General features: G+C 37.4%; 24 protein-coding genes. 17 read left to right on the forward strand and 7 right to left on the reverse strand.

Going from position 1 to position 26,983, the window contains the following annotated elements; genetic code table 11:
* The first annotated feature begins 219 nt into the window (after positions 1–219).
* The 3 genes from tdh to NBX03_RS02145 all read left to right on the forward strand — a co-directional run bounded on the left by tdh (position 220) and on the right by NBX03_RS02145 (position 4,626).
* The gene (gene tdh / locus NBX03_RS02135) at positions 220–1,260 is read left to right on the forward strand and encodes an L-threonine 3-dehydrogenase (RefSeq protein WP_250229138.1); all 1,041 of its coding nucleotides are present in this window, start codon (positions 220–222) and stop codon (positions 1,258–1,260) included.
* 368 nt (positions 1,261–1,628) lie between these two features.
* On the forward strand, positions 1,629–2,810 hold the full coding sequence (locus NBX03_RS02140; RefSeq protein WP_250229139.1) for a glycine C-acetyltransferase: 1,182 nt from the start codon (positions 1,629–1,631) through the stop codon (positions 2,808–2,810).
* A 595-nt stretch (positions 2,811–3,405) separates the two neighbouring features.
* Positions 3,406–4,626, forward strand: a complete 1,221-nt coding sequence (locus NBX03_RS02145) for a GGDEF domain-containing protein (protein ID WP_250229140.1) — start codon at positions 3,406–3,408, stop codon at positions 4,624–4,626.
* 332 nt (positions 4,627–4,958) lie between these two features.
* On the opposite strand, the gene NBX03_RS02150 is transcribed toward NBX03_RS02145, so the two are convergent.
* Positions 4,959–5,606, reverse strand: coding sequence for a histidine phosphatase family protein (locus tag NBX03_RS02150; protein ID WP_250229141.1), 648 nt, complete (start codon positions 5,604–5,606; stop codon positions 4,959–4,961).
* A 20-nt stretch (positions 5,607–5,626) separates the two neighbouring features.
* On the reverse strand, positions 5,627–7,126 hold the full coding sequence (gene cls, locus NBX03_RS02155; RefSeq protein WP_250229142.1) for a cardiolipin synthase: 1,500 nt from the start codon (positions 7,124–7,126) through the stop codon (positions 5,627–5,629).
* A 546-nt stretch (positions 7,127–7,672) separates the two neighbouring features.
* Here cls and NBX03_RS02160 point away from each other — a divergent pair.
* From NBX03_RS02160 to NBX03_RS02180, 5 genes are all read left to right on the forward strand, one after another.
* The gene (locus NBX03_RS02160) at positions 7,673–8,149 is read left to right on the forward strand and encodes an SLOG family protein (RefSeq protein WP_250229143.1); all 477 of its coding nucleotides are present in this window, start codon (positions 7,673–7,675) and stop codon (positions 8,147–8,149) included.
* Between the two features lie 704 nt (positions 8,150–8,853).
* Positions 8,854–9,051 (forward strand): hypothetical protein, encoded by a 198-nt coding sequence (locus NBX03_RS02165; protein ID WP_250229144.1) that lies wholly within the window; start codon positions 8,854–8,856, stop codon positions 9,049–9,051.
* 71 nt (positions 9,052–9,122) lie between these two features.
* Positions 9,123–9,890: a hypothetical protein gene (locus tag NBX03_RS02170; RefSeq protein ID WP_250229145.1), complete on the forward strand. Its 768-nt coding sequence runs from the start codon at positions 9,123–9,125 to the stop codon at positions 9,888–9,890.
* Positions 9,880–10,731, forward strand: coding sequence for an ABC-2 family transporter protein (locus tag NBX03_RS02175; RefSeq protein WP_250229146.1), 852 nt, complete (start codon positions 9,880–9,882; stop codon positions 10,729–10,731). The genes NBX03_RS02170 and NBX03_RS02175 overlap by 11 nt, the downstream gene beginning before the upstream one ends.
* Positions 10,685–11,707 (forward strand): ABC transporter ATP-binding protein, encoded by a 1,023-nt coding sequence (locus NBX03_RS02180; RefSeq protein ID WP_250229147.1) that lies wholly within the window; start codon positions 10,685–10,687, stop codon positions 11,705–11,707. Before NBX03_RS02175 ends, NBX03_RS02180 begins: the two co-directional genes overlap by 47 nt.
* A gap of 804 nt (positions 11,708–12,511) precedes the next feature.
* Here NBX03_RS02180 and NBX03_RS02185 read toward each other — a convergent pair.
* The 4 genes from NBX03_RS02185 to NBX03_RS02200 form a co-directional block, all read right to left on the reverse strand.
* Complete coding sequence (locus NBX03_RS02185) at positions 12,512–14,167, reverse strand: S-layer homology domain-containing protein (protein ID WP_250229148.1); 1,656 nt, start codon at positions 14,165–14,167, stop codon at positions 12,512–12,514.
* An 838-nt stretch (positions 14,168–15,005) separates the two neighbouring features.
* Positions 15,006–16,181, reverse strand: a complete 1,176-nt coding sequence (locus NBX03_RS02190) for a MalY/PatB family protein (RefSeq protein ID WP_250229149.1) — start codon at positions 16,179–16,181, stop codon at positions 15,006–15,008.
* A 13-nt stretch (positions 16,182–16,194) separates the two neighbouring features.
* A complete protein-coding gene (locus NBX03_RS02195) occupies positions 16,195–17,364 on the reverse strand; it encodes a M20 metallopeptidase family protein (RefSeq protein ID WP_250229150.1) in 1,170 nt (389 codons plus the stop codon).
* 514 nt (positions 17,365–17,878) lie between these two features.
* Complete coding sequence (locus NBX03_RS02200) at positions 17,879–18,142, reverse strand: AbrB/MazE/SpoVT family DNA-binding domain-containing protein (protein WP_250229151.1); 264 nt, start codon at positions 18,140–18,142, stop codon at positions 17,879–17,881.
* Between the two features lie 476 nt (positions 18,143–18,618).
* Here NBX03_RS02200 and NBX03_RS02205 point away from each other — a divergent pair, with 476 nt between their 5' ends.
* Complete coding sequence (locus NBX03_RS02205) at positions 18,619–19,200, forward strand: nucleoside recognition domain-containing protein (RefSeq protein ID WP_250229152.1); 582 nt, start codon at positions 18,619–18,621, stop codon at positions 19,198–19,200.
* Entirely contained in the window at positions 19,197–19,724 is a 528-nt protein-coding gene (locus tag NBX03_RS02210) for a spore maturation protein (RefSeq protein WP_250229153.1), read from the forward strand. The genes NBX03_RS02205 and NBX03_RS02210 overlap by 4 nt, the downstream gene beginning before the upstream one ends.
* Positions 19,725–20,023: 299 nt before the next feature.
* On the opposite strand, the gene NBX03_RS02215 is transcribed toward NBX03_RS02210, so the two are convergent.
* Complete coding sequence (locus tag NBX03_RS02215) at positions 20,024–20,455, reverse strand: DivIVA domain-containing protein (RefSeq protein ID WP_250229154.1); 432 nt, start codon at positions 20,453–20,455, stop codon at positions 20,024–20,026.
* Between the two features lie 238 nt (positions 20,456–20,693).
* Between NBX03_RS02215 and tadA the strand changes: the two genes are divergently transcribed.
* The 7 genes from tadA to atpG all read left to right on the forward strand — a co-directional run bounded on the left by tadA (position 20,694) and on the right by atpG (position 26,885).
* Positions 20,694–21,155, forward strand: a complete 462-nt coding sequence (gene tadA, locus NBX03_RS02220) for a tRNA adenosine(34) deaminase TadA (RefSeq protein ID WP_250229155.1) — start codon at positions 20,694–20,696, stop codon at positions 21,153–21,155.
* 1,019 nt (positions 21,156–22,174) lie between these two features.
* Complete coding sequence (atpB, locus tag NBX03_RS02225; protein WP_250229156.1) at positions 22,175–22,828, forward strand: F0F1 ATP synthase subunit A; 654 nt, start codon at positions 22,175–22,177, stop codon at positions 22,826–22,828.
* A gap of 150 nt (positions 22,829–22,978) precedes the next feature.
* Positions 22,979–23,236: an ATP synthase F0 subunit C gene (atpE, locus tag NBX03_RS02230; RefSeq protein WP_250229157.1), complete on the forward strand. Its 258-nt coding sequence runs from the start codon at positions 22,979–22,981 to the stop codon at positions 23,234–23,236.
* A 31-nt stretch (positions 23,237–23,267) separates the two neighbouring features.
* On the forward strand, positions 23,268–23,843 hold the full coding sequence (gene atpF / locus NBX03_RS02235; protein ID WP_250229158.1) for a F0F1 ATP synthase subunit B: 576 nt from the start codon (positions 23,268–23,270) through the stop codon (positions 23,841–23,843).
* Entirely contained in the window at positions 23,831–24,292 is a 462-nt protein-coding gene (gene atpH, locus NBX03_RS02240; protein ID WP_250229159.1) for an ATP synthase F1 subunit delta, read from the forward strand. The genes atpF and atpH overlap by 13 nt, the downstream gene beginning before the upstream one ends.
* Entirely contained in the window at positions 24,292–25,800 is a 1,509-nt protein-coding gene (gene atpA / locus NBX03_RS02245) for a F0F1 ATP synthase subunit alpha (RefSeq protein ID WP_250229160.1), read from the forward strand. The genes atpH and atpA overlap by 1 nt, the downstream gene beginning before the upstream one ends.
* Positions 25,801–26,027: 227 nt before the next feature.
* Positions 26,028–26,885 carry an ATP synthase F1 subunit gamma gene (gene atpG / locus NBX03_RS02250; protein WP_250229161.1) on the forward strand — a complete coding sequence of 286 codons (858 nt, stop codon included), beginning with the start codon at positions 26,028–26,030 and terminating at the stop codon, positions 26,883–26,885.
* Positions 26,886–26,983 lie beyond the last annotated feature (98 nt).

Here is a 26,983-nt window from a genome sequence, read left to right on the forward strand (position 1 = left end):
TTGCTTCCCTTCCGAATACATTCTTCGAAAAGGAATGTATGAGTGGAAACTCTGCAGTTATGATACTTAGTGAAATAAAGTTTTGCTTTACTTTCATCATATATTTTTCAAAAGAAATATATGAGTAAAAATTAAGATTATGGTGCAATAATATCACTATAAAATAAGGGCAACTAAAATCAAACGCTCAAAAAGAGCAGAAACTGAAAGGAGATTTATATGAAGAGTACAATGAAGGCAATTGTTAAAAAATATCCTCAGTTTGACGGCCTTGTTCTTGAGGATGTGCCTATTCCGGAGATAGGTGACGATGAGGTTCTTGTTAAAATAAAAAGAACCGCTATCTGCGGAACAGATGTGCATATTTACGATTGGAACGAGTGGGCTCAAAGGACTATAAAAACTCCTATGACCATAGGCCATGAATTTGTAGGAACAATCGTTCAGGTAGGAAAGCATGTTAAAAATCTGTCAGAAGGAACCCTTGTTTCCGCCGAAGGCCATGTTATATGCCATACCTGCCGTAACTGCCTTGCCGGAAAAGGGCACCTTTGCAAAACAGCACAGGGTATCGGCGTTAACCGTACGGGTATTTTTGCGGAATATGCCGCAATACCTGCCGCTAATATCTGGGTAGCGGATGAAAATATACCCCTTGATCTTCTTGCATGTTTCGACCCCTTAGGCAACGCAACTCATACTGCCCTTAGCTTTAACATGGTAGGAGAGGACGTTCTTGTTACGGGAGCAGGCCCTATAGGTATTATGGCAGTTGCCATAGCCCGCCACGTAGGCGCAAGAAACATCGTTGTTACAGACGTGAACCCTTATAGGCTTGATATGGCCATGGAATTTGGAGCAACCGCTGCTCTCGATGTTCGTACTGAAAAAATAGAAGATTGCTTTAAAAAGCTTAATATAAAAGAGGGCTTTGATATAGGTCTTGAAATGAGCGGAAACGGCAGAGCCTTTAACGATATGATAAACGCCATGTATAACGGCGGAAAAATCGCCCTTTTAGGTCTTATCAATAACGATACAGTGATTGACTGGGACAAAGTAATATTTAATGGACTTACCATAAAGGGAATCTACGGAAGAGAGATTTTTGAAACATGGTACAAAATGAGCGCCATGATTCAAAGCGGCCTTGACCTTGAAAAAATCATCACCCACAGATTCAGCTATAAAGACTTCCATGAAGGCTTTGAAACCATGAGAAGCGGAAAATCAGGCAAAATCGTGTTAAACTGGGAGTAATTTAACATGAGCTCGGCGAAGCCTGCCCCCTTGATTTGCCAAGGAAAAGTCTGGAGGGATTTTCACGTTATAGGTATATAGACAACAAACCTGAAAAAAGTTTGCTGTCTATAAGGAAACGCTCACCTAAAAATGTTTTTACAGTTTTACTGTAAGCATTTTTGGGTTCACTAAGTATGAATTTGCAGTGTTTTTCTGCAAATTGTACGAATAGGCTCTATAGTCGGCTTACCTTGAAACCGAAGTGACAGCGTACTGTAAAATGTCAGATAAGCCATAGGCACTTCGGATTGAAATGAATTCTGCTATAAAGTTCGGCGGAATTTTAATTCCGTCGGATTCTCAGTAATTTAATAGGAGGTTTATAAATGAAATCCGCATATAATATCTGGAACGAAACCATAAACGAAATCAGAGATGCAGGGCTTTGGAAGGACGAAAGAGTAATAACCACCCGCCAGTCCTCCTCCATCGATACAACTCAGAAAAACGACGTTATTAATATGTGCGCCAATAATTACCTTGGCCTTTCAGGAAACAAGGAAATAGCGGAAGCTGCAAAAGCAGGCATTGACAAATGGGGCTACGGCCTTTCATCAGTTCGCTTTATCTGCGGAACCCAGCAGGTGCATAAGGACCTTGAAAAGAAAATAAGTGAATTTCTCTATACGGAAGATACAATACTTTATTCCTCATGCTATGATGCCAACGGCGGGCTTTTTGAAACTCTGCTTACAGATCAGGACGCAGTAATAAGCGACGAGCTGAACCATGCAAGTATTATAGACGGCGTAAGGCTTTGCAAGGCCAAAAGATACAGATATAAAAATAATGACATGGCAGACCTTGAAGAACAGCTGAAGCAGGCCATGGACCAGAGAATCCGTCTTATAATTACAGACGGCGTATTCTCCATGGACGGTTATATTGCAAACCTTAAGGGCATATGCGATTTAGCTGAAAAATACGATGCCATCGTAGCCGTAGACGACAGCCACGGTGTTGGCGTAGTAGGGGAAAACGGCAGAGGAACCCACGAACACTGCGGCGTTATCGATAGAGTTGATATCATCACAGGTACCCTTGGAAAAGCCCTCGGCGGCGCCAGCGGCGGATATACTTCCGGCCGGAAAGAAATCATTGATATTTTAAGACAGCGTTCAAGGCCTTACTTATTCTCCAATACTCTTGCTCCGGTGATTGCTTCTGCTTCCATCAAGGTTCTTGATATGCTTATGAAAGACAATAGCTATAAAAATACCCTTGACGAAAATATGAAATACTACAGGCAGAGGCTTACAGAAGAAGGATTTTCTCTTCTTGACGGCTGCCACCCCATTATACCTATTATGGTATACGATGAAATCATCGCCCAGAAAATGGCTGCGATTCTTTTAGAAAAGGATATTTATGCAGTGGGCTTCTTCTATCCCGTTGTTCCAAAGGGAAAAGCAAGAATAAGAACTCAGGTTTCCGCCGCCCATACAAAAGAGCAGCTTGACAGGGTTGTAAAAGCATTTGTTGAAGCTAAAAATGAATTAGGACTATAAAATAAAAAAAACAGCCGAAAGGCTGTTTTTTTATGTACAGAAAATTTTAAGCGAAATTTTATAGATTTTATATTTAATTTGAATAATATAAAATATAAGAACATTATTAACTTACAGGAAGAATTACATGTAGTCAATTCATACACAAACGTGGTATAATGTAAACAAAATCAAACGCTGTTTGATTTTGTTTATGAATACATTTTCCGAAGGGAAATGTATGAATAGAACTTAGGTGAGCTATATATGGTGAAAATCAAACGCTGTTTGATTTTGTTTATGAATACATTTTCCGAAGGGAAATGTATGAATAGAACTTAGGTGAGCTATATATGATGAAAATCAAACGCTGTTTGATTTTGTTTATGAATACATTTTCCGAAGGGAAATGTATGAATAGAACTTAGGTGAGCTATATATGGTGAAAATCAAACGCTGTTTGATTTTGTTTATGAATACATTTTCTGAAGGGAAATGTATGAAAAAAGTAAATGACTTATTTAATTTTAAGATATATTATTACGGCCCTACATTTAAGTTTTAGCAAAATTTCGTAATAACTTTAAGCATAAGCAATAATTGACTGGGGTGCTTTATGGGGCGGAAATATAAAGCTGGAATCTACTCTTTTGAAAAAATGTTTTTTAATGAACTTAACTCTGATTACAGGTCTGAATTTTGTAAAATGTGTGCCGACAGAAACATCGGGCGTTTAAAGACGATGCTTACATTAAATATATTTCTCCAGATAGGCCTTAATTTTATAATGAGAAATATGAATCCCCATATGTACTTTTATAAAATAGAGTGGGATATGGAACTTCGTCTCTTTTTTTCGGCAACTTATGTCCTTTATAATGTCATTTCTTTATTGATTATACTTAAACTTGAAGAGCTTCGAAAAGAAACTATGTATTCTTCCAGCCTGAACTTATTTGCTGTTTTGGCAATAATGATAGGATTTGGTTTTTATGAAGCATTTCATTCTGTTCTTGAAATTGCCTATTCAGGCAGTGTATACAGGCTTATTGCAAGTATTCTTATTATAGTTTTTGTTCCTTTGCTGGATAGAAGAATAAAAGCAGGGCTTCTTCTTTATTATATGCTTGCAGTCGAATCTGCCGCATTTTATATCCCTAAGGAAAGCATATATTTTTCAAATATCAGAATTTTTATGGTGGCAATTACGATTTTAAGCTTTATTTCATGGAGTATTGTGCATTCAAATGCTATAAAAGATTTTTATATATGGCAGGAAATGCTTGAAAAAATAAAAAGGCTTGAAAACGCCATAAATGACCTTGAGTATTTAAGCGAAACAGACCCGCTTGTTCAAATAGCAAACAGAAGATTTATCAATTCCTATCTTGAACGGGTATGGAATCAGGCCAGACGGGATCGGACAAAAGTATTTTTTATGATGGCGGATATCGACCGGTTTAAAAGCTATAATGATACCTATGGCCATACCCAGGGAGATGAATGCCTTAAAATCGTTGCAGCCACGATGAAGAAAAGCCTTAAAAGGTCCACAGATATTGTAGGCAGGTTCGGCGGAGAGGAATTTGCCGTTATACTCACCAGCGTAACCGATGAGGGGTTTGAAAAAACAGCGGAGAAAATCAGAAAAGATGTAGAGATGCTAAAAATCCCAAACGAAGGCAATATTCCCTACGGCTTTGTAACCATAAGCATAGGCGCATCTTCTATGATACCTTTGGGAGAAGAGACCTATGAAGCACTTATTGAAAGAGCAGATAAAGCCCTTTACGAAGCAAAGGATACAGGAAGAAACAAGGTCTGTTTTTATAGATAAAAAGTATGCCGCTCATGCTGCGGCATAAATTATTATAGGCCTTTTCGTGATAAGATAATACAGATTATTTAAATAGAGGCATGCTATGTTTGAAGATGCAGATACAAAAAAAGATATTGCAATTAAAATATTAAATGATGAATCAGGCATAATCTTAATATACCGGAAAAGATATAAGAGAAGTATATGGGGTCAGAGTGAATATACGGTTTTATTACTGTTTGACTTTAAATTTACTATAATGGACCTTTATCTGTACAGAAGGATAAGTTTACTAATTTACGTCGGAAGAGCATTAAAAAGCCGCTTTAAGCGGCTTTTTAATTGCTTTTCTATGCTAACGGTGCAGGGTGTTCCCCCTCATAAGAAAAATAACCGTCCTTATATACTATTTTTAAAAGAGTAAGATTTGGTATGACCTTGCCTGCCATATCGTCACCTGTTATTTCATTAAGTATCGTAAGAATTGCCATGCCATGAGTCACTACAAGAATATCCTTCCAGCTGTTTTTTTCGGCCGTAAATGCAGCGCCTTTCATGGTGGACATGATCCTGTCCCTGGCTTTTTCATATGTTTCGGCTTTTTTTGATGCGTCTCGTTCTCTTGCGGATATGGCGAAGTTTTCAAGAAAGTTTCTTGTGTTTGAGCTGTCTTTGCATCGGTCCAAAGCGGCAGTGATTACGCTTACGTAAGATACGGTTCCTTCGAGGCTTCCAAGGCCCCATTCTCTTAATCCCTGTTCCGTAAAAAAGGGGGCGGGATAATGGTTTTTTTCCATAATAAGCTCTGAGGTTTTTACGGCCCTTCCTAAATCGCTTGTAAATACTGCATCAAATCTAAAGTTCTTAAGGCTTTCGCCTAATTGAGAGGCCTTTTTTTCTCCTTTTTCCGTCAAGGGAGAGTCAGACCAGCCCTGCATTCTTTTTTCCGTATTGTATACTGTTTCACCATGTCTTAAAATATAAAAGTTAATTTCCATCGGTATCTCCTTATATAAAATTACATAAGCGGGGCAATGAGCCTTAAAACCCCTTCAGAAAGCCTTGTGAATATATTTCGTTTTTTAAATTCCTCAGGGTCTATTTTTTTGCTCTTTTTCATATCCTCCTCAAATATTTTTCTGCAATCTATAGAAACCTTTTCATCATAAATAAAAGCGTTAATTTCAAAATGAATACTGAAGCTTCGCATATCCATATTACAAGTCCCTATGGTTGCGATTTCATCGTCTATGACAATCATTTTTGAATGAAGAAAGCCGTTATAGCAATATACCTCTATGCCGTAATCCAAAAGGTCCTGAATATAGGATAAGGTTACTTGATAAACCGTCTTTTTGTCGGGAATCCCGGGAATCATTACCTTAACGTTTATTCCTGAAGAGGCGGCTATTTGAAGGCTTTGGATAAAGGCTCTGTCAGGGATAAAATAAGGGGTTTGTATCAATATGGATTTTTTCGCCATGCCAAACATTTTAATAAACCCTATTAGTATCTGGTCTGTTTTTGTATCCGGGCCGCTGGATACAATCTGCATTCCTACGCTTCCGCCCAAATCCTTAGGAACGGAAGGAAAAAACGGTGTAAGCTCCTCTATGGTTGTTATACGCTTGTCCTTTGAAGCGTAGTACCAGTCCATAAGAAACCTAGCTTGAAGGGCATATACTGCATGGCCAGTTATTCTGATATGGGTGTCCCGCCAAGGGGAGGTTCTTTTTCTAAGGCCTAAATATTCGTCCCCGATATTTGTTCCGCCGGTATAACCTATTTTACCGTCGATTACTGCTATTTTTCTATGGTTTCTATAATTGGCCCGTATAAAGGTTTTAAAATTAAGAGGAAAGAATCTGCATACGCTTCCGCCGGCATTTATAAGAGGGGCAAATGCTTTGTGGCGTGTTAAAATGCTTCCCATGTCATCATAAATTACCCTGACTTCAACCCCTTCCGATGCTTTTTTGGTGAGGGCATTAATGAACCTTTCGCCTGTTGCATCGTTTTGGAATATGAAATAAAGTAAATTTATGCTTTTTTCAGCATTTTCTATATCTTTAATGAGCGCATCGTATTTATCCTTAGCGTCTACATATATCTCTATGCTGTTATCTTGGGTATAAGCGTCATTACCCAAAAGATAATGGAGCTTTATAAGCGGAAGATAATCCTTTGTTTTAGGGTCGCAGAAGCAGAAAGACGAATCGAGGGCATTGGTGATGCCGAAATATTCGCTGTCGATTTTATCGGCAGCTTCATGAAGATTTTCATCGTCCCGAAGCTTTGCTTCAAGGGTTTTTTTAGCGCTTATTTTAAACCCTCTTCCTAAGAAGATATATAGGATTACGCCTACAACCGGAAGAAAGACGATTACAAGAATCCAGCTCATGGTCTGAACAGGCTCTTTTCTTTCTACAAATAAAAGCATAATAAGGCTTAATATATTGAGAATATATAATATTAAGGCAATTAATCCCGGAATATTCAAATTAGTGATTGCCTCCATTAAGCACCTCCTGTTTCATAAGGCAAATATAATTCTATTTTACCATACTTTTGGTTTTTCTCATACAAACTTATTAAACTTAAAAGTGTCTTTTAACTTTTAAGCTTAATGCGTTTTACATATAAGCCTATAGATAAATAAACTTGGTATTTTTAAATTTATTTACCGTGTTCAGCTGCTCAATTATGCAGGGGGAATTCTTTATGCATTTGCCCTGATTCGCATATTAAATCAAGGTTAAAGTAAATTTCTTATAAAAAGTAACAAACCGTATATTCACTAAATCCATATAAAATAGGAGTATTGTCAATTTGTCTTTCTCTTATTTTATGCCTTCTAAAACCAAATGCTTATAGAGGTACAAAAGCAAATTGACTTATATATTGACTTAACAATCTGCTGTTTCTGAAGAAACCCTATATTTTTAAGTCTACAGTACACAGATTGCGTTTACTTTTTATGAGAAATTTACTATCATATAGTTTGTATTGCAAACAGAAAGTTTATTCTATATAATAATTCTAATATTGCCCAAGGAGGTAATAAATGAAGGAAATAAGCTGCTGTTTTACGGGCCACAGGATAATTTCATTAAAAGATAGGATAAAAATAAGAGAAATCCTTTCATCAGAGCTTGATTTTCTTTACGCCATGGGAAAAAGGCGGTTTATTTCCGGCGGCGCTTTAGGCTTTGACCAGATTGCGGCTCAGGAAGTAATCTTTAAGAAAAAGAAATATCCTGATATGGAGCTTATATTTGTGCTTCCCTGTAAAGATCAGGATAAGCTCTGGAAGGAAAGTCAGCAGGACGAATATATGGCGATGCTTTCTCTTGCAGATAAAATTATTTATATTCAGGAAAGCTACAGCAAAGATTGCATGAGAAAAAGAAACCGGTTTATGGTAGAGAATTCTTCGGCCTGCGTATGCTTTTTAAAAAAACAAAGGGGCGGCACATACCAAACGGTGCTTTATGCCGTCTCAGAAGATATTCCCATCATAAATATTGCCCAAAGGCTTTAATAGGACAGGGCATGAAAGTCTTTGTCAAGCATCACATATACCAGGCAAACTTAAAAAGTTATATAAGCGCAAGCTTGTAAATATAGTAAATTTCATATAAAGAAGCAGCAAAAGCCTATTCCCTTAAGGCTCAAAAACACGGATTTCCTTCGGAAACGGTACATCTTTGAGCCTTCGTGAATATACGGCTTTGCTGCTGCTTAACTTTAAATTTACTATAATCTCCTCCTTATAGGCAACAATTGATTTTTTCTCTTTGTCAGCTATGGATTTTTGGCGAAGCATTGCAGGAAGAGTTATAAAGTTTCTAACTTTGTAAATCTTATATTTTAACAAAAGGTATTTTTTCTTTGCAAAGTATCATGAAGTTAAACACCGTTTACGGTATTTAATTTAGGCCGGTTTTTTGACTGTACCAAATGAATTTTGCCAAAATGATTAAAGTCTGGATTTTTCAAACAAGCCTTAAGATAAAAATTGTGCGGTGATTTTTCACAGGTCTTACATGAAGGAGATATAAATTTATTGACAAGAAGAAACTTATTGGTTATAGTATTTTTAATGCTGTATTATAATAAATAAACTTTAAAAAGAATGAGTTTATTTATTATGAACCGAAGGGAAACTTATTAAACTTAAAAAAGAGTTTTCAAGCTTAATAATATACGGCATTAAATCATTTTCCATTGAAAGGCGGTGAAAGCATGAAACAAGGTCTTAATTCCTGCGGAAGCTTATTAAATACCCTGAACCATTTCGGCATCTCATTTAAAGCACAATCTGCACCAAGGGATCGTTATGCCCTTTTACTCCTGTCAGGATTAGTAAAAGATACAAGGGATAACTCTGCCCATTTTAAGACTTTAAATGAATGCTTTATACGCCGTGAAGGGTCTTTTTAGGCTTTTATTTTGATTTTACGCAGGGCGTGTAAACGCCCTGCTTTTTTATGCTTAAATTTAGGAGAATGATCATGATGAAATACATTAAAACCATTGAAATATCCATGCGGTCAAAATTTAACGAAGGCGTCGCTTATATGATGCCTGAAATATTCATACAGGTTTTTAACCTTATTATATTAAGCATTTTCTGGAGAACCTTTTTAAAGGCTCAAGGGGAAGGGGAAGCTTATATCGGAAAGCTTCTTGCCTATACTTATCTTTCTATTATATTAAAGGATTTTTTAAATATTGAAAGCCCGGCCTCAAGCTGGAATTATGAAGGGATATTCAATAAGCTCTTCATACGGCCCATGAATGTGCTGATGGATTTGGCGGCCGAAACCATAGGAAAAATGCTTCCAAAGCTTTTATTTTTTACTGTGCCTATGCTTATCATAGCGCCTTTTATGGGGATTGACCTTATGCCGGAAAATGGATACTTTTTACTGAGCTTTATTTTAAGCGTGAGTCTTGGCTTTGCCATAGACTATATTTTTGCATGCCTTACCATACGGCTTATGAGCCTTAGCTGGGCGGTCTATTCCGTAAGGATGGCCCTTGTGGGAATTCTTTCGGGGGGGCTCATTCCTTTTTCACTTATGCCGGAGAAAATAGGCAGGATACTGATGTATCAGCCCTTTGCGTCTCTCAGCGGAGGCTTCCTTTCAATTTACACAGGGCTTGAACCACCCTTTGAAATTATTATTACTCAATTGCTATGGAATATCGTGCTTTGGCCTTTAGCTATTTTTTGGTTCAGGCATTCAAGAGAGGAGATTGTAAGCTATGGGGGATAAGAAAGAAAATTTAAAAAGATATTTAAGGCTTTATAAACTTTATTTTCAAATGGATTTCAGATGGCTTTTCAGAAACTTTAAAATATCCTTTATCTTTATTTTAGCTGAAATTATTGTCTGTATTTCCTCTACTGTAGGGGTATTTCTCCTAGGGGTAAAATTCGGTAACATCGGCGGCCTTTCAAAATACGAGGTCTTATTCATGCTTGCCTACAATACGATTTTAAACGGGCTTTTTTCTGTGTTTTTTTCAGGGAATAATGTCGGCCATATCAGCAGAATCATCGGCAGGGGGCAGCTTGAGCATATGCTGATTCAGCCTTTGAGCCTAAAGGCTCAGATTCTTACGGCTGGCTTTATGCCGGTTTCAGGCGGCGGAAATCTGATTTCAGGATTGATGCTTTTGAGTATTTCGCTTTTAAATTTAGAGTTGGCCTTTAGCCACCTCTGGTTTTTAAAGCTCGGAGGAAGCCTGATTATCACCACGATATTTCTTCTGGGGCTTTCTTATTTAGCTTCGTCCTTTGCTTTTTACGCCCCCGTTGCAGGGGAGGAAATTTCTTATTACGTTCTTAATATGACGGAGCAGATTTCCTCCTTTCCCTTAAACGGAATGCCGAAACTTGTGAAAACGGCTTTGATTACGATTTTGCCTACGGGGCTCATGGCGTGGCTGCCTTCCATGATTCTTCTGGAAAAGACCCCCAAGGGCATCGGGAATTTTTATCCCCTTTTTGCCCTAATTATTGTTCTAGCTCTTGCAAATATATTTTTTAGAAAAGGAATGAGTCATTATGTCAAATATGGAATTAATCGATACAGTGCCACAGGCCACCGCTAATACTGCAGTTAAATTTGAAAACGTATCTAAATACTATACGAGGCTTCACGGGGTAACAGGTAAAAACTTTATAAAAAACTTATTCAAGCCTGAAAAAACCTTGATAAAGGCTTTAGATAATATCAGCTTTGAAATAAAAAAGGGTGAATTTGTTGCCTATGCCGGCCCCAACGGCGCAGGAAAATCCACCACCATGAAAATCATATCGGCTATGCTTTACCCATCCTCAGGCGCTATAGAGGTTTTAGGTTTTGACCCGAAGAAAAGCCGCATAGAACTTATGCGGAAAATAGGGGTTCTTTTCGGGAACAGAACGGAGCTTTGGTGGGATCATCCTGTAAAACAAAGCTTTGAATGGAAAAAGGTCGTCTGGGATATTGACGATAAGGTCTATGAAGAAAGCCTTGCTATGGTTACGGAGCTTTTCGACCTGAAAGAAATCCTTAAAACCTATGCCAGAGAGCTTAGCCTCGGCCAGCGAATGAAGGCCGATATTGCTATGATGCTCCTTCATCAGCCGGAGCTTATTATTCTTGATGAGCCTACTTTGGGCCTTGATGTTTCCGCCAAAAGAAGAATGATTAACGCCCTTAAAACCGTAAACAGCGAAAAAAATACCACAATTTTTGTAACAAGCCACGATATGGACGACTTAGAGGAAATGGCCAGAAGAATTATCATGGTTTCAGGGGGAAAGCTTGTTTTTGACGGGGGATTTGACGGCTTAAGGAAGCTTACGGGGGATTTATCCAGGGTAAAAATATCTTCGGACCTTAATATCAACGGTCTGAATATAGGCAAGGTCATATCCAAAGAGGAAAACACGGCAGAATTTGAAATTGATTTAAGCTGTATATCCTTGCCGGAGCTTTTGAATAAAATTTCCCTTATGAAAGGCATCAGAGATATTGAAATAAAAAAAGCCCCCATAGAACAGATAATTGATACCCTCTATGAAAGCTGGAAATGCAGTTAAAGAAAAGCAGCCCATCGTAAGTTTAAAGTATAGTAAATTTAAAGTTAAATAGTAGCAAAGCTGTATATTCCCGAAGACTCAAAAATGTACCGTTTCCGAAGGAAATCCGTGTTTTTGAGCCTTAAGGGAATAGGCTTTTGCTGCTTCTTCACAATAAATTTACTATAAATTTCACAGAAGGAAGCAATAAAAATCTATTTTTCATAAGCGGCTTAAACATATAGAATCCCTATGTTTAAGCCATTCATAGCCAACAAAGATTAAAATATCTTTGTTGGCTATAAGGGGGCGTTCGCTTGAAAACACTTTAACAGTTTCTAGGCTCACTAAGCATAAAATATACGATTTTTATTACTGTTTCATTTGAAATTTAATATAAAGTGAAACAACAGACATGTTGGTTCAAAAATGAGGTTTAGAAGAAATACAATAGATGGCTTTTTGCGAAATTGTCTTTATTTGATATATTGAAGGCCTTATGATTTATTGCGGCATAAAGACAATTTCATTGTGTTTCCGAAGAAAATCCATGTTTTTGAAACTTTAATAGATAGGATTTGCTTTTTCTTTGTAAGAAATTTTCAATAACAAAAGCCCTATTCTGGGTATATACCCGAATAAAAGTAAAGTAAAACAGTAGGGTTATAAATTTGCTTTTCCTTGATTTTATGCCTTCTTGGGGCCTGTTCCTTACTGCAGAAGAAAAGCAAATTTACTATAAGTCTTTTAGTATTTATTTACTACAGCTTTAAATAAGAAAATACGCCTGGGCTTTAGGCTCAGGCGTATTTTTTATTTTAATATTTAATTATTGAAAAGATATTCCTTCACATTCAAATAATATTCTTTTTCATAATCGGGTATGGTTCCGAGGCGCCAAAGGGAAATGTCTTCTATGCCGAAAAGGCGGGCAAGCTTAAGTTTTGCGGCAATGCTTCTTGTATCTTCATACCAGATAATATTATCTGTGCCGTCGAGAGTGTTTTTAAACACAATATAGGGGCTTTCATAGGTTTTTGAATATTTTATTTCTGCCGATGGGTCTGTTTTTATACGGCTGATTAAGGCGTCGTAATCGGGAGTAAACGGGGTTTCGTTGATAATTTTATTATTGATGGATTTCCACTGGCATGTACCGAAGGAAAGCTGGAGCATTATTTTGCTCTTGTCGGAAACGCCTGTACTTTTATCTGTAATGGCCTTTAGAGCATAATAAATTTCATTAATGGGAGAAAGGGGCGTCGTAGTTAAGTTCTGCTCCATTTCATCTGCCGAAAGTTTTTTAGGGTTATAGTCGTGGGCCATGAGGATGACCTTGTCGGAGAGTTCTCCTATGGTTTTAAAATCATAGCCGTTATAATATTCAAGGCCTGTACGCCTTTCAGGGTGCACGGCTGTGAATATTTTTTTGTTTCCTACGATACCCCTTAAGTCCCTGAGAAATGAATTGAAGCTATTCTTTGTTTCAGAACCTTTAAGGGTTTCAAAGTCTACTACAACCCCGTCAAAGGTCAAGGTGTTTCCATTGTGGGTTATACCGTTATTTACGGCGTCCCCGATGAGGACAGCCGCCTTTTGCCTGAGAGCCGTATCATTAATAATAGCTCTGGAATCTTCGTCTTTAACGGATACGAAAATAAGCTTTTCTTTTGCCATACCGTAAGGATCACTGAAGCCTTCGGGTATTCGATATTCATTGTTATTTTGAGAGGTAATATTAAGAAAAATATCGCCTGCTCCGGCTTCAAGCCTTGCCCAGCCAAAGCTTGTATAGTCCACCATGGATATGACATCTTTTTGGCTGTTGCTTTTTATTGCATAGAACCCATTGATGTCTTTGGTGCCTTTAAGCATAATATTATGCATTCCGATCATCATTACGGCAGCTTGTTCTCTAGTGGCCTGGGCTGCAGGCATAAAGGAATTATCCCCCATGCCGGATACAATGCCAAGATCTTTTGCTATGGTAATATAGCCTGCATTTTCAGTAACATCATGAAAAGGAGAGCCGTCTTTATTAAGCCCTTTTGCCAATTCGTCAAGAGAAAGGGCGCGGATGATCATAATAGCGATTTCCTGCCTTGTAATATTGGTTAAAGGAAAAAACTGGCCGTTTTCAGAGGTTATAATGCCGTGATTCAGTGCCGTTTCAACATAAGGAAAATACCATTTGCTTTTATCCATATTGTCGGAAAAGCTTCCCGTTTCAGGACTAGATATCTCATAGTTCATAAGTTTACATAAAAATGTTGTAAATTCAGCTTTTGTAATACTTTGGCCTGCGCCGAAATTATTGTCTCCAACGCCTTCAGTGATATTAAGGCTTCGCATTTTGTTCACATATTCGTAGGCCCAGTGACCTTTGGGTATATCGTCAAAATCTGTATTTGAGGCAAAGGCCGTAATCGACAATATTTGAATTAAAAAAGCGGTAAGTGCAATAAAAAACAATTTTTTCATAAGTTCCCTCCGCAGGTTATTGTTGTAAAAAGTAGAATTCATAAAAGGTTATTCTCTTTATTTTTGGCAAATATAAAGTATTTATTAAGGATAGATAAATAATATCATAAAAGATAACCCTATTGAACATTTTAATTCTTAATAATTTATTAACCCCAAAAAGCGACAGGAATATAACATAAAATTTAAAAGCTGACCTGACAGCAATGAAGCCCAATAAATATTTCCATGGGCATTTAAGCTTTAAGATAATATTTATTATGTTTTTGAGAAGAATATAATTAAACAAATAAAAAGAGCAAAAGGATTATAACATTTTTAATTTGGCCTATGGTTAGCAAAATTAAAAACAAGTTTGTTAATCATAAGAGGATACTCACTTTAGGCATATGCTTATATCATCCTTAATTTGGTTCAATATAAAATGCAGTTTTATACTTTCAATCTTTTGCTTATTATTTGTTTTTTATCAATTATAGTAAATTTAAAGTAAAACAGCAATAAAGCCGTAATTTACGCTGACTCAAAGATGTACTCTTTCCGAAGGAAATCTGTATTTTTGAGATTTTAGTCAATAGGCTTTTACTGCTTCTTTGTAGGAAATTTGCTATATTTATCAAGGGGAGTGGATTAATTGGATAAAAAGAATGTTTTAAACGATAATGTTAAAAATGCAAAGGAACAGCAGGATTTAAGCAAAACCCTCAGAATGCCTGAAGGCATTAAAAAACCTAAGAAAAGCTGAGGTCAAATATAAAAACCTAGTTTAGGATAAAAAAGAAAGGGTGCTGCAAAATTTATTTTGCAGCATCCTTTTGATATAAAATATCTTAAATCATTATCCTTCTAAAAGAACATCTTTCATTCTGTTTAAACAATCAGCAAGAATGGACCTTGGGCATGCTACGTTTATACGCTCAAAGCCGATTCCTTCCTCACCGAATATGTATCCTTCGTCAAGGGCAACCTTGGCCTTTGCCATCTTTTCTTCAAGAGCTTTAGGGTCTTTGCAATAGGCGGATAAGTCCACCCAGAAAAGATAAGTTGCTTCAATATATATAGGCACAGATTTCGGAAGCTCTTTTTTGAAAAAGTCCATACAGTAATCCACGTTTGCGTCAATATAGTCAATAACCTGGTCAAGCCATTCTTCGCCCTCTGTATAGGCGGCAATCATTGCGGAAACCCCGAGAGGATTTACGCCGCCTACGGAAAGCTTGTTGTTTAATATGTCTAAGTAGGCTTTTTTATATTCTTCGCTGTGAATAACAAGGTTTGACATATGGAAGCCTGCAAGGTTAAAAGTTTTGCTAGGAGCCGTACAGGTGATAATCTGGTCTTTATAATCTCCTGCAATTTTTGAAAGAGGAATAAATTTAAGGCCCTTTCTTATTAAGTCGGCATGGATTTCATCGGATATTATCCATTTATTATACTTTTTAGCGATATCAATTACTTTTTTAAGCTCTTCTTCCGTCCAGAGCCTTCCCACAGGGTTATGAGGGCTGCAAAGAACAAGTCCTTTATTTTCAGGAGCGGAAAGCTTTCTTTCAAGGTCTTCATAATCCATTGTATATTTGCCGTCTTTATAGATTAAAGGATTATTTACTACCTTTCTGTTATTATGCTCTATTTTAAAAGTAAAGGGATAGTAAACAGGGCGCTGGATAACGATGCCGTCTCCTTCTTCAGAAAGAATATTGATTAAAAGAGCAACGGCAGGCACAACGCCAGGGCTGAAAAATATATCTTCAGCGGGAACATCCCATTCATATCTTTTTTTATACCAGCCTGTTACGGTGTTTTTAAGCTCTGTGCTGTCATAATAGGTATAGCCGTAAATAAGCTCGTCGACTCTTTTGTGAAGGGCATCAACAATAGGCTTAGCGCATTGAAAATCCATATCCGCCACCCATAAAGGGAGACTGTCTTTAGGGTAGGGGGCAGGGGGCATATCCCATTTTACTGAAAAGCTGCCTTTTCTTTCAATGATTTTATCAAAGTCGTATTTCATAAGAACCTCCTGTTTATTTGCTTAAGAATTCATATACATAATTTGCAAAGAATTCAACACCCTTTACAAATACATCTTCATCAAGGTTAAATTTCGAATTATGATGGGGCCAGATAACGCCTTTTTCTTTGTTCATGGCGCCAAGAAGGCCATAAAAACCGGGATAGCTTTGAAGATAGGTTCCGAAATTATCGGAAGCTGCGAGCCTTTCCTGTTCAAGGTCTAATTCAAGGCCTTCCATTTGCTCTACTATTTTTCTCGCTTTCATAACTTGCTCGTGGTGATTGATAGTGGGGGGCGTAAGGGAGATGTCAAATACCTCCGCCTCTACGCCGTAGGTTAAGGCAGTGCCTTCTGCCATGCGTTTAATCTGTGAAAATATTTTTTCCGCTCCCCCGTCTTTGTAGAACCTGCACCCGCCTGTAATAAGAGCATCATCAGGGAAGATATTTGATTTTGTTCCTGCCTTTACCATGCCCACATGGACAACGGAGTTATCCAATGCATCATAGAAATTTCCCGGTATGGAAGATAGTTTTAAAGCAAGGTCACAGGCCGGTTTCACAGGGTCCTTGCATAAATCGGGCCTTGAAGCATGACCGCCTTGCCCTGTTATTTTAACTTCAAAGCTTTGGACGCCGGCCATAACAGGGCCGTCTATCAGAGCTATTTTCCCTGAGTCTATCAAAGACCATATATGAAGGCCTATAAATTCCGACACGCCGCCTTTCTTATTAAGGGCATTGATGATAGGCTCTGCGCCTTTTCCTATTTCTTCGGCAGATTGGAAACAAAGATAAATTGTGCCTTTCAGCTTATCCTTTATTTCACTAAGAACCTTTGCCGTACCTAAAAGCATTGCTATATGGGCATCATGGCCGCAGGCATGCATAACGCCGTCGATTTTTGATTTATAAGAGCAGTCTGTAAGCTCCTGCATGGGAAGGGCATCAATATCCGCCCGGACGCCTATGGATTTTCCTTCTTCTGAACATTTGATTTCCGCAATAAGGCTGTATCCGTCGCCTACATCCTCATAAGGAATGTTCATGGAATCAAGCTCTCTTTTTATAACAAGGTTTGTTTCCTTTTCTTCATAGCTTATCTCCGGATACATATGAAGCTCTCTTCTAAGGCCAATTACATAATCTTCGTATTTTTTGCTTAATTCATTCATCTTCATATTCTTACTAAGCCAGCTTAAAAAATGATACAGGCGCAGCCTGTAAAATCTTTTAACTAAGCTCTAGCCAAACCTCCTTATGATGTTTACTTTAATAAGATATATTTTTAAGGCATATAAAAACCCTTTCATATAAAAGGGCTTAAGAAGCTGTTTATAGCCTTAAGTAAGTATAAGTTTACATCATTTTTATTTTCAATACTATATAAATAGTATACAAATCAAACATAAAATACTTCATAAGTTTTGCAAGCGCTGATTATAACTTAATCATAAAATAAGATTGATAAGGGATTATAATTAAAGACATTACCATACGATATATAAAAAGGAAGTGAAAAAGCAGCGTTTATTAACAAATATAAGAGAAGAGAATAAAGACATATATAATTAAAATTCCAATTATAAATGCCGGACTTTTATCCGGCATTGCTCATGGCTTTTATGTTAAATAATTATAAGCAAATTATAATTTTTAATAAAATCAGGCCTAAAACCATATTGAATTTATGTATTATTCGCTAAGGCTAATTCCGGCTATTTTAGCCATTTCTTTTATAGAGCTTCGGCTTACCTTTTTACCGCAGTAATCTATTAAATCGTCCATTTCGCCTGTAAAAATATCTGCAGGTTCATACTTTTTAAGAACGATTTTATCGTTATCGATAAAAATCTCCAAGGGGTCTTTTACGTCAATATTCAGTGTTCGCCTAAGCTCTACGGGAAGGACAACTCTTCCCAATTCATCAACCTTTCTTACAATACCGGTGGATTTCATACTTGCCTCCTAATTAGAAAATAATTAATATTTGGAACAGCCGCTTGAATACAGATATTAGCACAATTTACAAAAAAAGTCAATTATTCAACTCTTTCTACAATTATGCAAATCTTATCAAAAAAGAAAAAATATTGTATGGTAAGTATCTTTTAAGACATAAAAAGACAAAATTCATTGTTTCGCTTTTTATCCATATAAAAAAACATGGTTCGGCATGAATAAATATAAGATATACCGTGGGTTTAAAGCCTTTATTTTTCAAGGAAATTTAAGACAGATATACTTTTAATACTAATAGTTAATAATATTATTAACTATTAGTATTAAAAATTGCGCAATTATTAAGATTTTATTAAGATTTATGCGATAAAGTTCCGATGCATTCCCGCATATTTTCATAAAGAAGCTCTATACTTCATAAAATGAATAATATATTAGCCAAAAATTTAAGACTTTGGAAAGAGGAGATAAATATGCTTAATTATATATGGGCGGGAATGATACTGCTGGGAATACTTGTTGCTGCTTTTAACGGAAGGCTGCCCGAAATAACGGGGGCCGCCATTTCAGGCAGCCAGGACGCAGTTGCCGTATGCATTAATATGCTTGGCATCATATCCATGTGGTCGGGGCTTATAAAAATAGCTGAAAAAGCAGGCATCGTCGATGCCTTTACAAAAAAACTATCGCCCTTTTTAAGCTATCTTTTTCCTGAAGTACCTAAAAACTCCAAAGCCATTAAATACATATCTACAAATATAATAGCCAATATTCTAGGCCTTGGCTGGGCGGCTACACCGGCAGGCCTGATGGCCATGCAGGAGCTTCAGAAGCTGAATAAGCAAAAAGACAGGGCGACAAAAGCTATGTGTATGTTTATGATAATCAATATGAGCTCTCTCCAGCTTGTTACTGTAAGCGTAATAAGCGACAGGGCAATGTACAGTTCCGTAAACCCATCAGAAATCATAGCCCCGGGAATTATTGTAACATTTGCTTCAAGCGTTGTAGCGATAATTGTGGCTAAAATATTTGAAAGGGTGAAGGATGAATGAAAATATTAATATATATGTCAGATTTAATTATGCCGATTATGTTTGTTGCAATCATACTTTACGGCATATCCAATAAGGTAGCTTTATACGATGTGTTTATTGAAGGGGCATTAGACGGGGCAAAAACCGTTATTAAAATATTTCCCACCCTTATCGGGCTTATGGTTGCCGTGGGAATTTTAAGGGATTCCGGTGCCCTGGACCTCCTTTGCGGCATAATGGCGCCCCTTACGGAAAAAATAGGTTTTCCTACGGAGGCCATGCCTCTTACCCTTATGCGGCTTGTATCGTCGGCGGCATCAAGGGGGCTTCTTCTGGATATTTTTAAAACCTATGGCCCCGATTCTTTTACAGGCCGCTTTGTATCTATTATGATGAGCAGCACCGAAACCATCTTATATACCATGAGCATATACTTTATGAGCATAAAAATAACCAAAACAAGATATACTTTGGCAGGGGCGCTGATAGCCAACTTTTCGGCAGTTTTCATGGCGCTTATCATTACCCGGCTTTTATATTAAAAGGGGAAATTAAAAGGCGAAAGCAATTTGCTTTCGCTTATTATATTAAAATAGTTTAATTACAGTAACAAAAATCGTATATTTTATACTTAGTGAGCCTAGAAACTGTAAAAGTGTTTTCAGGTGAACGTTCTCTTATAGTCAGAAAAAATCTTGTTATCTTTGTTGACTATAAATGACTTAATAAGCGTTTCTATTATATTAAGCCGTTTATAAAAAATAGGTCTTTGCCACTACCTTAAAGTCATTTTACTAGATATGTATAAAAGAATGGAGTGTAAGTAATTCTAAAATTAAGTTTAGGCGGGATTTTTAGGGCCTTCCGTTTTTGCACTTGGGACGGGCTTATCGTTTTTAAGCTTCTGAAAATATTTGTCAAGGTCTTCTACCCTCTTAAGCATCTGGTCAAATTCTTCGTCGTTTATCTTCTTAACGTATTTTTCCACAAAGAGGTTGTATTCGCTTTTAAATTCCAGTATAATCTGTCTTTGCTTTTCTATAGAATCTGCGATGACATCCAGCTGATCTACGGCGTTTTTACGCATTTCTCTTGCCGCAAGCTCTGAATTTTTTATAATATTATCTGCGGCAATCTGGGCATTTACGATGGCATTGGAAATGGCTCCGTCTTTTTCCCGGTAGCTTTCTATGATGCTTTCAAGGTTCTGGATATGCTTGTCAACTTCTTCGGGGTTGTAACCGTTTCTAACAGTATTAAAAAAAGCCGGCATATAGATTCTCCTTTTCTATTTTAGAAGTTTTATATATAATAACATTGTACATTACCAATAGGTATATGTACAGTAAAACAGTTTTAAGGCGGCAAGAAAAACCCATTTTTTATAAACGGCTTAATATAATAGAAACGATTATTAAGCCATTTATAGTCAACAAAGATAACAAGGTTTTTGTTACTGCAATTAAATTATTTTACTATAAATAACAACAATAGATGTAGCAGGTGAATAAATGGATTACGAATATTTTATGAAGGAAGCTTATAAAGAGGCCCTTTCTGCCTATGAGCTTTCAGAGGTTCCCATAGGCGCCGTTATTGTATATGAAGATAAAATTATAGGGCGGGGAAGCAATAGGAGAAATACCCTTAAAAATTCCCTTATGCACGCAGAAATTATGGCTATAAATGAAGCCTGCAAATATATGGGGGACTGGCGGCTTGAGGATACTTCAATGTTTGTTACGGTGGAACCCTGCCCCATGTGTGCCGGCGCCATATTACAGGCAAGAATAAAAACCCTTGTTTTCGGCACGAGGAATAAAAAGGCCGGCTCCTGCGGTTCTCTTATTAATATCCTTGACCATGATGGGTATAACCATAAAACGGAAATTATAGAAGGAATCATGCAGGAGGAGTGTAAAGCCCTGATGAGCAGTTTTTTTAAGGACCTTAGAGAAAGCTTTAAAAAGTAAACTTAGTTGCATAAAAATTTAAAATATATTTGCCATCCAAAAATCTGCTTTCTTTAAGATAATATAACGGAAGCAGATTTTTGGATTCTATGCAGCGATTTTTTCGTTATTTATAATAAATATCTTGTTAAATTACAAGCCAAATTATGATAAAGTTCGATAATTTCTTAAAAACCGGATGTTTAAATTGATTTTTTAAAAGAATTCTGGCACTATTAAAGGAAGGGATTAAATTGTATACGAGTGTGCGGAGGCTTACGAAAAAGGGGTTTTTGTATTTAATTAAACGAATTTTTATGACTATTATAAGCCTGATGAAAGCAAAATCACTATAGCTTACAACTTTATATAAAGTAATACTTAATAAAATATAGTAATAAAAGCGAAAAAATTATATAATACGGCACTTGAAAATATATATAGTTAAAAAACGATGAATAATCCATAGAAAATTACCGAAATTGCAATGAAACATTAATATAAAATGTCAGAAGTTATTAACTTTTTATTAACGGAAAAAAACTTGAGCAAAAAAAGAACTTAACCAGCTAAGGGATTTAGTATATAATATATAATGTGTTTACATTATATCTGCGATTGAAAGTAAAAAATAGGCTTTCTTGAAACTTTTAAGCCTTTGCTTATATGGAAACATTAAAAGCCATTGCAATTTCACAATATTCGACTAAGATTTTCAATAAAGATAATAATATTAAAAATCGGGCTTTCTCAATAGTTTCACAATATTCTTCGCTTCCTATATTATGGAGGCTCATTAACGTCTTTTAATAATCAACGTAGTTGCAGATATGGATTCTTTAAGAATTTACATATAAGGCTTACAGTCTTTTTAATAATCTTCAATAGAACACATAGTGCCCTGCTTTTTTCCATAAAGCAAAAGCTTTGGGAAAAGACTTGACATAAGGTACTGGCAGTTTGAGGCCTTTTGGTCAGTGAACAAATGAATATTGAAAGGAGTGTTTTATCTGGATTTTTCAAACAAGAATCTACGGCTTTTGTTTGAGATAGGCGGAGAAGATATCTATATAACTCAGTCTATTTTAAGCACATGGATAGTTATGGGAGTTCTTATTCTTATTGCGATTATAATACGCATAAGACTCAATAAGTTTAAAAGCATTCCGAGGGGCTTCCAAAATGTTGTAGAAGCCGCTGTGGAAGCAATAGAAAACTTTACGCAGAAAACCATGGGTAAGGAAACTACATTTTTTTCCGGCTATTTTTTGAGTATATTTGCTTTCATTATTTTTTCAAATTATTCAAGTCTTATAGGGTTACGGCCTCCTACGTCAGATTTGGCTACGACCCTTGCTCTTGCTCTTATGACATTTGTGCTTACCCACGCATCCGGGCTCAAAACAAAAAAACTCAAATATTTTAAAAGCTTCATCGAGCCTATTCCGGTTTTTTTGCCCATTAATATTATCGGCGAAATTGCAAAGCCTGTATCTCTTGCGTTTCGTTTATTCGGAAATATTCTCAGCGGAGTAATTATTATGGGGCTGATTTACACTATGCTTCCTGTTTTGCTCAGGGTTATTCTGCCGGATTTTCTGCATTTTTACTTTGATATCTTTGTCGGCGGTCTTCAGGCATTTATATTTACCGTTTTAAGTATGACTTATGTTGCGCAGGCAATGGGAGACTAATATTTTTATTATCATCAATGGGCTTTGGCATAATCAATTGTGAATTAAGGTTTATTTGATTTTAAGTCAGTTTATTGATATTTTCCTAATTGTGTAAATCTTACTTCACTATACATTAAAATCTAAAACTTAAAAATAAGGAGGAAATTTATGGATCCATCAGCTTTTGTATTAGGTTGTTCGGCGCTTGGCGCAGGAATATGTATGCTTGCAGGTTTAGGTTCAGGTTTGGGACAAGGCTTCGCAGCAGGCAAGGCGGCGGAGGCCGTTGGACGCCAGCCCGAGGCTAGAAGTGAAATCTTAAGCACCATGCTTATCGGTGCGGCGGTTGCTGAAACCTGCTCGGTTTACGGTCTTGTTATAGCGCTTATATTGCTTATGGCAAACCCTCTCATGGGCTATCTGTAAAAAATAAAGAAAATTACGGAGGTGTTTTGCTTTGCTTCATAATATAACAAGCACAGCTATTATAAACGGCCAAATCCTCTTAAGCGCTACAGGAGGTTCGCTTCTTCATTTTGATAAAAGGTTTCTTATAGAAACGGGTATTCAGGTATTTAACATAATCGTTCTTACAATAGCGCTTATATGTATTCTTTATGCGCCTGTAAGGCAGTTTTTGAGAAACCGCACCGAGAGAATACAAAATGATATCGTTGCCGCAAAATCTGAATATCAGACTGCTCAGGACTTAAAAGAGGAATATCATAATAAGCTTGCAGAAATTGATCAGGAAAGAGAAGAAATATTAAATCAGGCAAGAAAAAAGGCCATAGAAAGAAGTGACCAGATTCTTACTGCGGCTAAAAAAGAAGCAGATACCATCTATCATAACGCTATGGCAGAGATTGCCGCAGAGCGGATTAATTCCGAGGCCGATACAAAGCGGCAGCTTATAGAGCTTTCTACTTTGATTGCAGAGCGTTTTATCGAGGTTTCTATTGATACTCAAACTCAGGAAAAATTCGTAGATGAAGCGCTTGCAGGTTGGGAGGAAGATTTATGGCGAAATTAACGAACCGCTATGCGCTTGCTCTAGTGAACTATGCAAGTGAAACCAATCAGCTCGAAAAAATATACAAGCAGGCCCTTCAATTTACCGGAGAGAATACCGGTGAAGAGCTAGAGCCTATTTCAGATGAAATAACAGCCTTCATTGAATTTGTTTTAAAAGGCGAAATTCAGCCGGTGATGCGGCGCTTCGTTGAGGTTGCGCGAGAGAAATTGGGGATTATTCATGCAAGGGTCGCATCTCCGATTCCTTTGACGGAAGCTCAGCTCAGTAAAATAGAAGAAAAGCTTTATATTCAATTCGGGAAAAAAGTAGAAATGTCTACGGAAATAGATGAGGACCTTTTAGGGGGTTTTCGGGTTACCGTAGGAGATATTGTAATCGATTGCTCCATAAAGCGCCTGATTTCAGAAATGAAAAATAATCTTTACAAAGGAGTGAGTTTAGTTTAATGCAGACAAATCCAATAAACATAAGCTCCGCCTTGAAAGAAAGCATATTGAATTTTGTTTCCTCAGCCCATATAAACGAGGCCGGAAGAGTTTTACAGGTAGGCGACGGTATAGCAAAGATATACGGCCTTAACAGCGCCATGAGCGGTGAGCTTCTTGAGTTTGAGGACGGAACTAAAGGAATTGCCTTGAACCTTGAAGAAGACAGCATCGGTGTGGTTATTTTAGGTGATGATACAAATATCAGAGAAGGAAACCTTGTTACAAGAACAGGTAAAATTGCTCAGGTTCCCGTAGGGGATAGTCTTTTGGGCCGTATTGTTGATCCTCTTGGAAATCCCCTTGACCAAAAAGGGAATATTAAAGCAGATAAGTACAGAACAGTAGAAAGAGTCGCTCCTGGCGTATTGTCCCGCCATAAAGTAGATGTTCCTTTGCAGACAGGTATAAAAGCAATAGATTCCATGGTTCCCATAGGAAAAGGGCAGCGCCAGCTTATTATAGGCGACAGACAGACGGGAAAAACCTCTATTGCAATTGATACCATAATAAATCAGAAGGATAAAGATGTATACTGCGTATATGTTGCCATAGGGCAGAAAAGATCGAATGTGGTTAATATTGTGTCTATACTTACAGAGCATGATGCCATGAAATATACTACCATCGTTATGGCAGGGGCATCTGATTCGGCTTCACTCCAGTATCTTTCTCCATACAGCGGCTGTGCCATAGCTGAGGAATGGATGGAAAACGGCAAAGATGTGCTCATCGTTTATGATGATTTATCAAAGCATGCCGTGGCCTATAGAACCATGAGCCTGCTTTTGAGAAGGCCGCCGGGAAGAGAGGCGTATCCGGGAGACGTTTTCTACCTGCATTCAAGGCTTCTTGAAAGAGCCGGAAGGCTTTCAAAGGAATACGGCGGCGGCTCTATCACTGCGCTTCCTATCATAGAAACTTATGCCGGCGATATGTCGGCTTATATACCAACGAACGTAATCTCCATAACAGACGGCCAGATATATCTTGAGACGGAAGCATTTAATTCAGGTATCCGGCCTGCTATTAATCCGGGCCTTTCCGTATCCCGTGTCGGCGGTTCTGCCCAAAGGCCTGCCATGAAGAAAATAGCCGGCCCCTTAAGAATGGAGCTTGCCCAGTATAGAGAGCTTGAGGCTTTTGCTCAGTTCAGTTCCGACCTTGACAAAGATACAAGAAGAAGGCTAAGGCACGGAGAAAGAATTGTTGAGGTTTTGAAACAGCCTCAGTACAGCCCCTATACTCTTGCAGAAGAACTCCTTGTGTTTTTTGCAGTTACAAAGTACTGCCTGCTCGATATCAATGTTGAGGATATAACAGGATTTGTAGCTTATTTAATAGGGTATTTTAAAGACTGGCATCAGAATATTATGGACACCTTAATGAAAGGTGAAATAATTTCCGAAGGCCTTTCAAAGGAAATGCTTGAGATAATTGAAGCCTGCAAGAAATCCTATCTGGCGTAATTTTGCGGCGAATTGCTTATAGCCAATAAACTTGAAAAGAAGTTATTGCTATAAGGGAACGTTTATCTGAAAACGCTTTTACAGCTTTACTGTAAGCATTTTCAGATTCACTAAGTATAGGCAAATATGAAATTACCGGTTTGCTGTAAACCGCCGCTTAAGGTATGAATGAATATATTTTTGCATCGGCTTCTAAGCTTATTTTACAATAAAAGGGGACTTAGCCCATGGAAAACATGAAGTCTATTAAAAAAAGGGTTAAAAGCATTGAGAATACAAAGCAGATAACCAAATCCATGCAGCTTGTTTCGACTGCCAAAATCCAAAGAGCAAGAAAAAGGCTTGAAAACAGCACACCGTTTTTTGAAGAGACGAAAAATGCTGTGCTTCTTGCTGCCGGAAGCTGTGTAAATTCAAAGCATCCCTATGTATATAATAAAGAGGTTAAAAGCAGTTTGATTATCGTCGTAGGAGGGGACAGAGGCCTTTGCGGCGGATATAATTCCAATGTATCCAGGGAGGCGGAAAGCCATATGCTGAAACGCCCCGACCCTAAGGTAATCACCATAGGTATAAAGATAAGAGACTATTTCAGAAGACGCAGAAGAAACATTATAAAGGCCTACAGCAATATATCCGATATGCCTTCTTTTGAAGATGCGGCGGAAATCGGAAAATTTGCCCTTACGCTTTTTAACGATGGAGAAGTAGATGAGATATATCTTGCATATACGAAGTTCCATAATATGCTGAATCTTGAGCCGGTTATCCATAAGCTTCTGCCGCTGGAAATAGAAAAGAAGGAAGAAAACGAAGATAAAGGTTTTCGCTATATAGCCTTTGAGCCTGATACGGGAACATTTTTGAAAAGGGCAGTGCCGCATTATGTCATGGCCCGTATATATGAAGGCATGGTGGAGGCGGAAGCCTGCCAGCATAGTGCAACCCTTACCAATATGGACGCAGCAGTAAACAATTCCGATAAGCTTATAGAATATCTTTCTTTACAGTATAACAAACTGCGCCAAAGCGGAATAACTCAGGAGATTACAGAAATCGTAGGCGGTTCCATAGGAACGGATTAATTTCTTTAATATCACTGCAAAGTAAAATAACCTTAAAGCAGTAATAAAAGCCTGTTTTTCATAAGCGGCTTAAATATAAAAAACGCATTTATATTAAG

It is taken from the genome of Anaeropeptidivorans aminofermentans (assembly GCF_940670685.1).
Classification (GTDB): domain Bacteria; phylum Bacillota; class Clostridia; order Lachnospirales; family UBA5962; genus Anaeropeptidivorans; species Anaeropeptidivorans aminofermentans.